Here is a 12,224-nt window from a genome sequence, read left to right as displayed (position 1 = left end):
ATCATCCAATTTGCAATTATTTTACATGACATACATCACTTTTTAAAGCTTTGATAATTCAAAATTGATAATGCAACTACAGGGGCTGTTTCAGTTCTTAAAATACGATCACCGATGCACCAATTTTTAAATCCATATTGGTTGGCCTGATCAATTTCAGCTTCATTTAAGCCACCTTCAGGGCCAATCAAAAGGGCGATATCTGGGCTTATATCTTTCAGTACATCTGCTTGCTCTTTTTCAGGCGCAAGGACAAATTTGCTCTGCGGTAATTCAGTTTTGATCCATTCGTTTAGGCTTAGAGGCGCTAAAATCTGAGGAACAAGATTCATACCACACTGTTCACAAGCTGCAATCGCTATACCTTGCCAATGATCTAATTTCTTTTGATCTCGATCATATTTTAAACGCATTTCACAACGTTCTGATGTGAGCAGTTGAATTTGAGCTACGCCCAATTCCACAGCTTTTTGAATCGCATAATCCATACGATCGCCCTTACTCATGACTTGTCCAAGTAGGGCTGTAAAAGCAGGGGTACGGTTATCTGGATTAAATGAATTGACTAAAACAGAAGCAGATTTTTTAGCGACTGCTGTTAAAGTCACTTCATATTCACCCCCTTGTCCATTGAACAAGATGGCTTTTTCACCCACTTGTGCACGCAATACTTTGACCCAATGATGAAATACTGTTTCAGTGAGTTCAACCGTAGTTTCGACAGCTAAATCAGTTTCAATATAAAAGCGGGGCATGCAGTTTTACTCACAAGTTGATGATGCAATTTTGATTTAAGCTAAACCGAGATCAAGTACCAGTTGGCGGTTTGGCTCAGTATGATTCATGCTATAGAAATGCAAACTTGGTGCACCTCCTGCAATAAGGCGTTCACACAGTTTGATCACAACTTCATGCCCAAAGGCTTTGATACTTGCAGAATCATCACCATAGGTCGCAAGTTGCTTACGAATCCAACGTGGAATTTCTGCACCTGTCCCATCTGCAAAGCGGATTAAATTACTTGCATTGGTAATTGGCATAATTCCAGGCGCAACAGGAATATCGATTCCTTGCTTTTGGATACGCTCTACAAAATAGAAATAGGCATCTGGATTAAAGAAAAATTGAGTGATGGCTGCATTTGCACCTGCTTTGACTTTTTCTGCAAAGTGCTTAATGTCTGCATCAAAGTTGTCAGCTTGCGGGTGCATTTCAGGATATGCTGCAACTTCAATTTTAAAATGATCACCTGAGTGTTCACGAATGAAACGGACCAAATCAGTCGCATAAGGAAGTTCACCTAGGCCAACTTGACCAGAAGGTAAATCACCTCGAAGTGCAACAATACGATCAATCCCTTGAGCTTTATAGATATCGAGTAATTCAGCAATACGTACTTTGTCATCACCAATACATGAAAGGTGAGGGGCAACAGGTGTGCCTTTACCATTAAAGTCAGCAATTGCGGCTAGCGTACGTTCACGCGTCGAACCACCAGCCCCATAAGTAATCGAGAAAAACTCTGGATTTAAAAGCTGTAATTCTTGATGAACAAGCTTAAGTTTTTCCGCCCCTGCATCAGTTTTGGTCGGGAAAAACTCAAACGAAATTGGAACACGTTTGGTCATGGTTAAATCCTTTTTTATTCATACTTTTTTAATTTGTTTTAGCCTCTCCAAAGTCCTTTCCTAATAAAGGAGAGGACTTGACCTTTATATTCATTAATACGTTAATGAATATTGCTTCTCCCTAAGGGAGAAAGCTAGGGAGAGGGGGATTAAAACTTAGTATTTATAAGCCTCAGATTTAAATGGACCTTCAACTGCAACACCTAAGTAATCTGCTTGAACTTGAGTCAATTGCGTTAATACGCCACCAAAACCAGCAACCATTGCTGCAGCAACTTCTTCATCTAATTTCTTAGGAATCAGTTCAACACGGATCTGTGCAGCTTTTTGATCTTCTGGAAGATCGGCAAATTTCTCTGCGAATAAGTGCATTTGGCCTAATACTTGGTTGGCAAAAGAACCATCCATCACGCGTGAAGGGTGACCTGTTGCATTACCAAGGTTAACCAAACGACCTTCTGAAAGAAGAATCAGGTAATCATTTTCATTTTCTGTACGATACACTTGGTGTACTTGAGGCTTAACTTCAACCCATTTGTAACCACGTAAATAGTTTGTATCGATTTCAGTATCAAAGTGTCCGATATTACACACCACTGAACCTGCTTTTAATGTATCTAACATTGCAGAATCACATACGTGGTAGTTACCTGTAGTTGTTACGATCAAATCAGTATTTTGAAGAAGGTCTAAGTTAATGTCTTCTTTTTTACCTGTTTGTACACCATTTTTATATGGAGAAACAACTTCATAACCGTCCATACATGCTTGCATTGCACAGATTGGGTCAATTTCAGTTACACGTACAATCATACCTTCTTGGCGAAGTGATTGAGCAGAACCTTTACCAACATCACCATAACCAATCACAAGCGCACGGCGACCAGATAACAACATATCTGTACCGCGTTTGATTGCGTCATTTAATGAATGACGGCAGCCATATTTATTGTCGTTTTTAGATTTTGTGATTGAATCATTCACGTTAATTGCAGGAACTTTTAAAGTACCATCACGGAACATTTCGTTTAGACGTTGTACACCCGTAGTCGTTTCTTCTGTAATACCATGAATTTTAGCAATAAGTTCAGGATATTTTTCATGAACAACAGCAGTTAAATCACCACCATCATCAAGAATCATGTTGGCATCCCAAGGCGTGCCATTAACATTGATTTGTTGTTCAAGACACCACATGTATTCTTCTTCAGTTTCACCTTTCCAAGCGAATACTGGAACACCAGATGCTGCAATTGCTGCTGCTGCATGGTCTTGAGTTGAGAAGATGTTACATGAAGTCCAACGTACTTCTGCGCCTAATTCAACCAGTGTTTCAATTAAAACAGCAGTTTGAATGGTCATATGAATACAACCCAGAATTTTTGCGCCAGCAAGAGGTTTTGCTGCTGAATAACGTTTACGTAAGCCCATCAACGCTGGCATTTCTGCTTCAGCAAGTTTGATTTCTTTACGACCGTAGTCAGCGAGGGAAATATCTGCAACTTTATAATCTGTAAATGAAGCATTAACCGCGTTCATCACGATCTCCTTTATATTAAAAAAATATTGATCATTCAGTTCGCGGATGCCGTTGTTGATCAGCACGAAAGTCTGACCGAATCGTCGAGCCTAGCGATTTCACATTTATGTGCCTGTGAAAAAGTCGCAGCATCCCTCGACTGGCCACTATTGTACCTAGATTTTAATAGAGTTCAAATGTAGTTGGTTAATATTCAACTAAAAGATAGAATTGTTTTTGAATCGCTATGCTATGCAAAAATATGATCAGTATTTACTGATATATAAACAGAAATAAAATCAAGATGATGCGTTTCAGCGTTTGCCAAGTGCTAGAGCTGTGTAATGATGATTGCAGTATTTGTGATCATGATACGTGCTTTGCTTTTTCTATCTCTGGGTTTTTTGGTTTAAAAAGTGAATATCGGGGAGATTAAATTGATGGATATTGTAAAAATAATTGATCAGCATAGTTTTGCATTGCGACAAGCCATTGAGCAGGCTTCGCTTGAACAGCGGAAAAGTTTGGTGAAAGCTGTTTTTGCTTTTTATGAAAAATTACCGAATTTTCAATCTGCTATTGAACAAAATTATCAAATTAAAATTGATAAAAAACAATTATTTCAGGATATTGATCAAGAAAATTTAATTGATTATCAAAAGCGAATTCGACAATCAAATGCTTCCGTAGATGAATATGCCGATGATTATGAGGAATTAGCGGCCATTGAGGTGATTTCTTTGGATGCCTTTTTCTTGATGGTATCAAATCAAAACAAAAGCCAGCATTTAGTGGCTTTGTTTAATGCGATGATTGAAGTATTGGATTATTATGAGAATTTTTCAGAAAACTCAATCTATTGGAATGAAGTTTTAGAAAAAGAAATTCTTTTACAAGAACAGATTATCAAACAGATTGCTACACATATTATTTTTGATGAATCCATTTATCGTGTGCATTATCAAACAATAGAATTTCCTGATTTGGATTAACTGATTTGGATTAAAGAGAATGAAAAAAATCGTATTGATCACATCGATTCTGACAGCGACATCAGCTTTTGCCAATGATTCTACAGGTTATGTGGGAACAGGGGGAATTGAGTACCTTAAAAATAAAAATATTGCCATGCAACGTGAAGACTTATTTATTAGTAAAAAATTAATTAAGGTCGATTATCAATTTAAAAACCTCAGTAATCAGGATATTACTGAAACCGTTTTGTTCCCTTTACCACGAGTTGATAATACTTTTGAATCCGATTTTGCCCACACTGAGGATTTATTAAAAAGTTTTAAAATTCAGGTTAATGGAAAAGCGGTTCAACCGACAATGCATGTGCAGACATTTATACAAAGAGATGAAAAGTCTAAAGCGATTGATGTCACTGAGTTATTTAAACAATGTGGTTTTTCACAAACTGAAATGTTAAATCCTTGGAATCGCAAAAGTGATGAATATGGGGTATTTGAAAAGAAACTAAAAAGCTGCTCAAACCCTAAAGTAAAAAGCATTTTGCCTAAAAATCCAGACGAAGTCATCAACTGGTCATCACAAGTGGTTTATAGCTGGAAGCAAACTTTTAAAGCCAATTCAATTACACAGGTAAAACATCAATATAAACCTTTAGTGGGTGGTTCGGTTGCATTATATCCAGATGAATATAATCAACAATTTTGTATGGACAGTAATTTTAAGAAAGGCTTGAAAAAAGCACAGTCGGAACATTCGCCTTTTAATGCACTGAGTTATATCTTGACTACTGGGGCAAACTGGGCAAAACCGATTGAAAACTTTAAATTGACCATTGAACGTGATCCGGGAGAGTTGGTATCGTTTTGTTGGAAAGGTAAAGTCTATAAAATTAGCCCGACACAATTCCAAATGGTTGAGAAAAACTTTGTACCTAAACAAGATTTAGATGTAATTTTTGTGCATTTACGTAATTAAATAAGTGAATCAAATTTAAGCCCATTTTATATGGGCTTAAATTTATAAATTATACTGAGGTGTCTTCAGCTGACTTGGCTTTTTCAGCCCAAAAATCAGCTTTTTCTTCATCAACATCAACGCCCATCCCGTGTTCATAAATACAAACAAGATCACGCATGGCTTGAACTTCACCCAGTTTTGCTGCTTGCTCAACCAGCTCTACTGATTTCACCAGATCTTTTTCAACCACATCGCCACGGCGATAGAAATTGGATAACTCTAAAATCGCAGCAGGATGCTGATGTTTGGCCGCTTGCTCTAACCAGCGGTGGGCATGTTCAAAATAAGCCTTGGCTTCTTTAGGATCTTCTTCAAGGATATCTTTTGCATAATAAGCATAGCCTTCACCTAACCAATACATGGCTTCAACATGGCCTAATTGTGCTGCCTTAAGTGCCCATTCTTCTGCAAGTTGATTGTTATCTTCATCTTCACTTTGCATATATATTTCAGCAAGTTCAAATTGTGCAGCGGGATTGCCCATTGCAGCACGATTGAGTAATTCTGAAGGGATTGAAAGTGGTTTAGACATAAAAATACCAATACAAGGCAATAAATTTGATAGAAAAAAAGCCAATCCGCAGATTGGCTTATGATTATAACTGATTTTTGTGAAACAGTTTAAATGAGTAGCATCACACTTGTGATTAAGCTGATACCCACACAAAAGCTGGCAGCCAATTTCATTTTTAAACTGTAATAGCTTAATAACACCCCAACAAATAATGCTGAAAAGGTCAGTACTCCAACCCAAATGCTGAGCATGCTACTAAGCTGCCCTGACATGACACAAATGATCAGTGAAATCAGCAGTAAAGCCCAACCAGAAATAGAAGCAAGTTGGGTTTGTTTGGGGCTTAGTTCATGTCCATAGAACTGTTTTTGATGTTTTGACATTGCGCTGGCAAGCGTGATAAAAGCCAAGCTAGACAAAGACCAAATTAATAAGAAGAAAATCACGCTGAAATCTCCTTATTTGAAAGTACATTTCTGGCTTTTTTGACAGGAAGCCCTTTATGTTTTTTAACTTTATAAAATGAGTAGAAAAACAAAATCGCAAGCGCCCATGTCATTAAATCAAAAGACGCAATCATCCATTGGCCATTGGCAATACTGTTCCAAAGTGCTTGACCACCCGTAATAAAATTGACAATAGGCAATAGGGCAAAAGCAACACCAGAGAACAATAGAAGTTCTAGCCAAGCTTGACGATGTGGGCGAAGCGCTGCATAAATTAACGTAGCTAACCATACAATAAAGAAGGCTCTAATTTCCCAATTTAAACGTGTTTCTATTTCAAATGGAATGAAACGATTGGCGTAGAAGTAGGCTGCACATGCAATAGGTAATCCAATCACAGCGGCAATATTCATCACTTCAACAAAACGATAACCAAATGATTTATAGCCTTGTTTTTGTTGTTGCGGTGCACGTTTGACGCACCATAAGATCAGCCCCGTTGCAACCATTAATGTGCCCATTACACCAGAGAAGAACAATAACCAGCGGAAGGTTAAATCAAGACCACGTGCTTCATGCAATACAGTCACCACATTGTAAATCCCCATTGGAATAGAGGCATTGTTTGCTTGAGCCGCTTCGCTGATGTCTTTACCAGTCACGCCATCGAATTTTAAAATGGGGTAAACACCCCGCTGAACTACACTCTTCGCATATAAAGCGCGAAGCTCAATGGTGGCATTGGATGTATTTGGCGCAATGATTTGAATAGAAGCAATCGGATTTTCTTTCCATTGCGCTTGAGCAGTTGTAATAAGCGGGGTTAAGTCGCTGAGTGGTGCAGGATGACCAGCGTCTTGTTGATGTTTTTTGCCTCTTTCGCCTCGTGAGCGTTGTTCATTTTGGCCTTGAGTTTGATTTGCATTTGCAGATCCAGTACGGTTTTCAGCATTTCTATTGCGAGCATTATTTTGCTGAACTGCACCTCCGCGCATCTCTTGAAAAAACTCTTGTCGATCTTTATAGACTTGGTTAATTCCCCAAGGCATAAACATAAACATCAGTAATAACAAACCACTGAAGGTGATCATGATATGAAAGGGAAGGGCAAAAACAGCTGTGGCATTATGTGCATCTAACCAAGAGCGTTGGCCTTTACCTGAACGGAACGTAAAGAAATCTTTAAAAATTTTTTTATGGGTAATAATGCCGCTGATAATTGCCACAAACATCAGCATCGTGGCTAAACCGACGATCCAACGTGCCCAAATACGATCAAATCCATACAGTTCAAAGTGAAAGCGATATAGAAAACCACCACCACGGGTGTCTCGTGCTTCAATAACTTGTCCAGTTGCACTGTCTATGGTGATTCTTTCCCCACCACGACGCGCTTGTAGATCTTCACCTTGTTTACGAATATTTAATTCAGTTGTGGTCTGTCTAGAATTGGGTAATTGAATCGTCCAACTACCAGCATCAGGATAGTTCTTTTGTAGATAATCTAAGGCAACTTGGGTTTGCTGTACTTGAGAATCACTTGGAACGGATTGATGTATTTCTGGTTTCATCCAAGCCGTTATTTCAGACTGAAAGAAACTCAATGTTCCTGTCAAAAAAATTGCATAGAGTAACCAACCAAGAATTAAGCTTGCCCATGTATGTAACCATGACATAGATTGGCGTGGACCTTCAACTTTTGCATCTACGCGCATCTTAATTCCCCATCATTTTATAAATGGCAAATAAAATGATACTTGGGAGAAGTATGCCTAAGCTGGCTTTTAATGTCTTATTGACCATAAAAACCCAAATGAATGCAGCACAGTGAATACAGAAAGCAAGTAGCGTTGCACTCATCGCAGCCGCGGCACGATAATCAGCAAATGCTTTTGCAATCACTATAGCGGACAAAGATGCAAGCAGATAACCACCAAGAATTGCCAGAGCAAAACGGTAGGCAATCATGACGCGATATTGTATGAGTGAGGGTGCGGATTTAGCTCGTGTTGATACAGTCGGAGTTGAAACTGATGCGTTTAGTACATCGAGCTCAGTCTGGCTATTCATAGGCAATCAAATACAGAAAGGTTAAAAATTAAGTAAATAATAACAATTATCATTTACTTTTTAAATACAAAAGTTAAATTTGATTAAAATAAAGCACTGGATTTATTTCAACTTTTATGAACAGGCTTGGATACAAGTTTATCCAGAATAATTGAAAAAATTTTTATAATTTTAGATGGTTACACGATTTTATCGTGACTATATTTTTGAGCATGTGCCTTCGAACATAAAGCATACAGCGTATTTCGATATTTATTTATATCTTGTAGTGACATCTTGGAAAATAATAATATGGAAATTAAATAATGTTTATTCATGCTGAAGACGCGAAACGATTGGCAGCCAATTCAAACTTAAATATAGAGCTATATAAAGTTCGTTTGGCTCAAATGATTGAAGAGAATGCTAAGCAGGGCAATACTGCTGTTTTTACAGTTTTGCCTAAACATCTAGCTTTAGAGGATATTCGTGGGCTTTCTTCTGAGTTAACCCAATTGGGATATCATATCCGCTTTGAAGTGGATGAGTTTTTTTATAGTTTTAATGTGTTTTGGAATTAACTCGGCAATATAGGCCATAGTTTTGAGCATGACCTATATTGAAGAATTAGCAGGTATTGCTTGTCTATGATTCTTTTTGATATTCATTGATGACTTCGAGCGCGGCACGAAATGCTTCTTGGGTTGTGGGTGCGCCACAGTAAGGTAGGCTGTGTAATAACACTTCCTGAATTTCTTCAACTGTTGCGCCATTATTCAATGCACCACGAATATGACCTTTTAGTTCGGTTGGGCTTTTTTGTGCAACTAAAAATGCAATGGTAATCAAAGAGCGGTATTTACGTGGTAAAACACCCTCACGTTGCCAAGTTGAACCCCATGCATGCTCATTGATCCAGTCTTGCAAAGGTCTTGTAAAAGCAACAGTGTTGTCTTGAGCGCGTTTTACAAAACTTTCTCCCATCACTTCTGTACGGACTTTTAAGCCATTTTCATAATCTTGTTGAGACATCGTTTTTTTCCTCAGCTGTTATATTTTTAACACTATACCGAAATAGGCAAATAACCCATTGGCAATATGTCTATGTTAAAAAACAGCGATGGTGAATCGCTGTTTATGGTCAACGTTTTATATCGCCTTATCTGTTAAATGGCATTTGCCAAATCGATTTAAGTTGAGTGAAGATGAGGATTTTCTAATACCAACACCTGCTCTAATTTTTCATCAAAAATATCTGTGAGCATACTGTCATAACGAAGTGCGTTATATTGGGTTAATTTCGTGGCTAAATCATCGCTGATTAAGCCACGAGTGACTGCATCCTGTATGCGCTCTTCAATTGTTAGCCCTTTATATTCACCTTTAGATTCCGCTTTTTTAAAACTGTTCCAATCGTCTTCAACAGTTGTGAGTAGATTGAAGGTGGCTTCCATTCGTCCAAAAGCATCATTCGGATCAACAGTATAATAAACCTGCGTTTTTAAATAATCTCGGAACGGGTTATCTTGCATGAGCAGTTCCGCTGCTTCACTCTTTTGACGATCACTCGGTTTTTTGATCGGTCGACCAAATGGGAAACAAACAAATTTAACCAGACTTGATGCAATTTGAATCGGAAAATTATCAAATAAGCCATAAAATGCTTCTTGGGCATCATAAAGCGTTTCGTCTAATGCAAGTTTGGCATGTACCTGTTCTTGCGAGGATCTTTGACCATTTTCATAAAATTTGAGAATGGCTGTCGCAATAAACATTTTGGAGTGAATATCAGCTAATCGCCCTGAGAGCATTTCTTTACGTTTAATATCACCAGCTAACAGTCCAAGACACATATCTGCGGTTAGGGCGAAGTCAGTACTGAATCGATTGATGATTTTATAATAAGGTTGAGTAAAAGCATCTGATGAGTCAGGTCGTTGACTACTTGCCCCAAACCATCCATAAGTGAATGCACGCGCACCACGGTTTAAGGTGTAGCCTAAATGTTGATATAACATGGTGTTAAATGTATTTAAGGCAGAGGCTTTATCTTCGGCCTGTAACAGTTGTAATTCCTCAAATAAATAAGGATGGCAACGCATTGAACCTTGACCAAAGATCATTAACGAACGGCTTAAGATATTTGCCCCTTCAACTGTTATCGAGATCGGAATAGCTTGATACATATTGGCAAGAAAGTTACGCGGACCTTGTTGAATACCACGACCTCCTGTGATGTCCATACCATGATTGACGATTTTTCGCATCGTTTCAGTGGCATAGTATTTTGCCATCGCGGTCATAACAGCGGGTTTGCCACCTTGATTTAAACCACAAGTGACTAAATAGCGGAAAGCTTCTAGCATATAAGTATGGCTGACGATGTCACTGCTAACTTCTTGCACTCCTTCAAATTTACCTACTGATAATTTAAATTGTTGACGAATTTTAGCGAATGCACCTACAGATAAATACGTCATTTCACCTGCGGCTGTAGAAAGTGCAGGAAGTGAAATACCACGTCCAACAGCCAGACATTCCATCAGCATACGCCAGCCATTCCCCGCATTTTTTGCGCCACCAATAATCCAGTCAAGCGGAATAAAGACATCTTTACCTTCGACTGTACCATTCATAAATGGGGAACCACCCGGATGGTGCCTTGGTCCAACCTCTACGCCTGCATGAGAGGCGGGTATAAGAGCACAGGTAATACCATACTCAGCTTTAGTTTTATCTCCCAATAAGCCATCTGGGTCATACAGTTTGAAGGCGAGACCGACTACCGTTGCGACGGGTGCTAAAGTAATCCAGCGTTTTGAGAAATTCATCTTTAAGCCAAGCACTTGTTGACCTTCAAACTCTCCATAACAAACCACGCCAGTGTCAGGAATCGCTCCAGCATCAGAACCCGCTTCAGGACTGGTGAGTCCAAAGCAGGGAATTTCTTCGCCCTTGGCCAAGCCGGGCAAATAACGATTTTTTTGTTCGTCTGTACCATAATTCAGTAAGAGCTCACCCGGTCCTAATGAGTTAGGCACCATACAGGTCACAGCGGTGGTTAAAGAGCGTGAGGCAATTTTGCTCATAATGCGACTTTGTGCAAAAGAGCTAAATTCACGACCACCATAAGTTTTAGGGATGATGAGTCCAAAAAAGCCATTGTCTTTAATAAATTGCCATGTCTCTGCGTTAAGGTCTTTATTTTGATGAATTTCCCATTCATCTAGCAACTGACAGAGTTGTTCAACCTCATGATCTAAAAAAGATTGCTCTTCATTACTAAGCGTCGGGTAGGGATAATTGTTAAATTTTTCCCAATCTGGCGCCCCCATAAATAATTCTTTTTCCCACCAACTGGTACCCGCATCCAATGCTTCACGTTCAGTGGTACTCATGCTTGGCATTGCATTGGCTAATGTTTTATAGGCCGGTTTAGTCAAAACTTGCATTCGCAGTGGTTCAATCAGTAACACTAAACTGATGAGAATAAGCGGAAGACCAAGGATGAGAGACCATGGGCTGATCACTGCACTCAGAATTGCAATGACAATCGTAGTGATACTTCCGACTGTTCGATGAAGTGCAAAAAAGAAAACGGCCCAGAGTGAGATGATTTGAATAAGTATTGCGATGAGTAATAGCATTAACATATTACCTCTACAGTTTTAATATTAATTTTGGGATCGGAAATACATCATTGAAGCTTATTCTTTCATCAAAGATGTGATGAAAAATTAAACATGTAATTTATTAATAACGATTTTTTCACTTACTATTCAAGGTAAAAGTATTGTTGTTTTGTGAGTATAAGTTAACCAAAGCATATTTATTGTCATATCGTGACCAGAGTATTGGGGGGGTAAATAAACTTTCCATTCATTGGCTTATTCATTTTTTAGACAGACTTGAATGATTTAAAATTTAAACAGTATTTAGCTGATTTTTGTTTGTGCTGTTTGGCTTGTTTTATGTCGCTGAAGCGTGTCGATGTGTTTTCAATGGCTTTCAATTTGCTGCTCAGTCTGTAAGAATCAGCAAGATAAAATTTTTAATGTTTAAAACAATAAAGCACA

The 12,224-nt window shown here is 38.5% G+C and carries 12 protein-coding genes; 3 read left to right on the top strand and 9 right to left on the bottom strand.

The genetic code is table 11. The annotated features are described in order from the left end of the window. Positions 1-35: 35 nt before the first annotated feature. The 3 genes from AS4_RS15310 to ahcY form a co-directional block, all read right to left on the bottom strand. Positions 36-755 (bottom strand): 16S rRNA (uracil(1498)-N(3))-methyltransferase, encoded by a 720-nt coding sequence (locus tag AS4_RS15310; protein ID WP_096734743.1) that lies wholly within the window; start codon positions 753-755, stop codon positions 36-38. A 36-nt stretch (positions 756-791) separates the two neighbouring features. Continuing rightward, positions 792-1,628 (bottom strand): methylenetetrahydrofolate reductase [NAD(P)H], encoded by an 837-nt coding sequence (gene metF / locus AS4_RS15305; protein ID WP_096734742.1) that lies wholly within the window; start codon positions 1,626-1,628, stop codon positions 792-794. 156 nt (positions 1,629-1,784) lie between these two features. Then, positions 1,785-3,167, bottom strand: coding sequence for an adenosylhomocysteinase (ahcY, locus tag AS4_RS15300; protein WP_004717024.1), 1,383 nt, complete (start codon positions 3,165-3,167; stop codon positions 1,785-1,787). A gap of 420 nt (positions 3,168-3,587) precedes the next feature. On the opposite strand from ahcY, the gene AS4_RS15295 reads away from it, so the two are divergent. Together AS4_RS15295 and AS4_RS15290 are read left to right on the top strand one after the other, a co-directional pair. Then, positions 3,588-4,139, top strand: coding sequence for a hypothetical protein (locus AS4_RS15295; RefSeq protein WP_096734741.1), 552 nt, complete (start codon positions 3,588-3,590; stop codon positions 4,137-4,139). A gap of 19 nt (positions 4,140-4,158) precedes the next feature. Then, a complete protein-coding gene (locus AS4_RS15290) occupies positions 4,159-5,097 on the top strand; it encodes a DUF4424 family protein (protein WP_096734740.1) in 939 nt (312 codons plus the stop codon). A 49-nt stretch (positions 5,098-5,146) separates the two neighbouring features. Here AS4_RS15290 and AS4_RS15285 read toward each other — a convergent pair whose 3' ends face one another. The 4 genes from AS4_RS15285 to AS4_RS15270 form a co-directional block, all read right to left on the bottom strand. Next, complete coding sequence (locus tag AS4_RS15285; RefSeq protein ID WP_004717016.1) at positions 5,147-5,671, bottom strand: tetratricopeptide repeat protein; 525 nt, start codon at positions 5,669-5,671, stop codon at positions 5,147-5,149. A gap of 89 nt (positions 5,672-5,760) precedes the next feature. Beyond that, positions 5,761-6,099, bottom strand: a complete 339-nt coding sequence (locus AS4_RS15280) for a DUF3325 domain-containing protein (RefSeq protein WP_096734739.1) — start codon at positions 6,097-6,099, stop codon at positions 5,761-5,763. Beyond that, positions 6,096-7,814, bottom strand: a complete 1,719-nt coding sequence (locus AS4_RS15275) for a PepSY-associated TM helix domain-containing protein (RefSeq protein ID WP_096734738.1) — start codon at positions 7,812-7,814, stop codon at positions 6,096-6,098. Before AS4_RS15275 ends, AS4_RS15280 begins: the two co-directional genes overlap by 4 nt. Before the next feature lies 1 nt (position 7,815). Next, the gene (locus tag AS4_RS15270; RefSeq protein ID WP_096734737.1) at positions 7,816-8,169 is read right to left on the bottom strand and encodes a hypothetical protein; all 354 of its coding nucleotides are present in this window, start codon (positions 8,167-8,169) and stop codon (positions 7,816-7,818) included. A 305-nt stretch (positions 8,170-8,474) separates the two neighbouring features. Here AS4_RS15270 and AS4_RS15265 point away from each other — a divergent pair, with 305 nt between their 5' ends. Continuing rightward, entirely contained in the window at positions 8,475-8,729 is a 255-nt protein-coding gene (locus AS4_RS15265) for a hypothetical protein (protein ID WP_004717008.1), read from the top strand. Positions 8,730-8,793: 64 nt separating this feature from the next. Here AS4_RS15265 and AS4_RS15260 read toward each other — a convergent pair whose 3' ends face one another. Both AS4_RS15260 and AS4_RS15255 read right to left on the bottom strand, forming a co-directional pair. Continuing rightward, positions 8,794-9,180, bottom strand: a complete 387-nt coding sequence (locus tag AS4_RS15260; RefSeq protein WP_004823072.1) for a carboxymuconolactone decarboxylase family protein — start codon at positions 9,178-9,180, stop codon at positions 8,794-8,796. A gap of 158 nt (positions 9,181-9,338) precedes the next feature. Continuing rightward, positions 9,339-11,795, bottom strand: a complete 2,457-nt coding sequence (locus tag AS4_RS15255; RefSeq protein ID WP_096735546.1) for an acyl-CoA dehydrogenase — start codon at positions 11,793-11,795, stop codon at positions 9,339-9,341. Positions 11,796-12,224 lie beyond the last annotated feature (429 nt).

Source organism: Acinetobacter guillouiae (genome assembly GCF_002370525.2).
Classification (GTDB): domain Bacteria; phylum Pseudomonadota; class Gammaproteobacteria; order Pseudomonadales; family Moraxellaceae; genus Acinetobacter; species Acinetobacter guillouiae.
Note: the sequence above shows the minus strand (reverse complement) of the source record. Positions and strands in the feature narration are given on the sequence as shown.

What these genes read in the sequence shown, in the direction of transcription:
- AS4_RS15285 (WP_004717016.1), bottom strand. Translation starts at nt 5,671, where the DNA reads ATGTCTAAACCACTTTCAATCCCTTCAGAATTACTCAATCGTGCTGCA.
- AS4_RS15275 (WP_096734738.1), bottom strand. Translation starts at nt 7,814, where the DNA reads ATGCGCGTAGATGCAAAAGTTGAAGGTCCACGCCAATCTATGTCATGG.
- AS4_RS15290 (WP_096734740.1), top strand. Translation starts at nt 4,159, where the DNA reads ATGAAAAAAATCGTATTGATCACATCGATTCTGACAGCGACATCAGCT.
- ahcY (WP_004717024.1), bottom strand. Translation starts at nt 3,167, where the DNA reads ATGAACGCGGTTAATGCTTCATTTACAGATTATAAAGTTGCAGATATT.
- AS4_RS15265 (WP_004717008.1), top strand. Translation starts at nt 8,475, where the DNA reads ATGTTTATTCATGCTGAAGACGCGAAACGATTGGCAGCCAATTCAAAC.
- AS4_RS15310 (WP_096734743.1), bottom strand. Translation starts at nt 755, where the DNA reads ATGCCCCGCTTTTATATTGAAACTGATTTAGCTGTCGAAACTACGGTT.
- AS4_RS15260 (WP_004823072.1), bottom strand. Translation starts at nt 9,180, where the DNA reads ATGTCTCAACAAGATTATGAAAATGGCTTAAAAGTCCGTACAGAAGTG.
- metF (WP_096734742.1), bottom strand. Translation starts at nt 1,628, where the DNA reads ATGACCAAACGTGTTCCAATTTCGTTTGAGTTTTTCCCGACCAAAACT.
- AS4_RS15270 (WP_096734737.1), bottom strand. Translation starts at nt 8,169, where the DNA reads ATGAATAGCCAGACTGAGCTCGATGTACTAAACGCATCAGTTTCAACT.
- AS4_RS15295 (WP_096734741.1), top strand. Translation starts at nt 3,588, where the DNA reads ATGGATATTGTAAAAATAATTGATCAGCATAGTTTTGCATTGCGACAA.
- AS4_RS15255 (WP_096735546.1), bottom strand. Translation starts at nt 11,795, where the DNA reads ATGCTATTACTCATCGCAATACTTATTCAAATCATCTCACTCTGGGCC.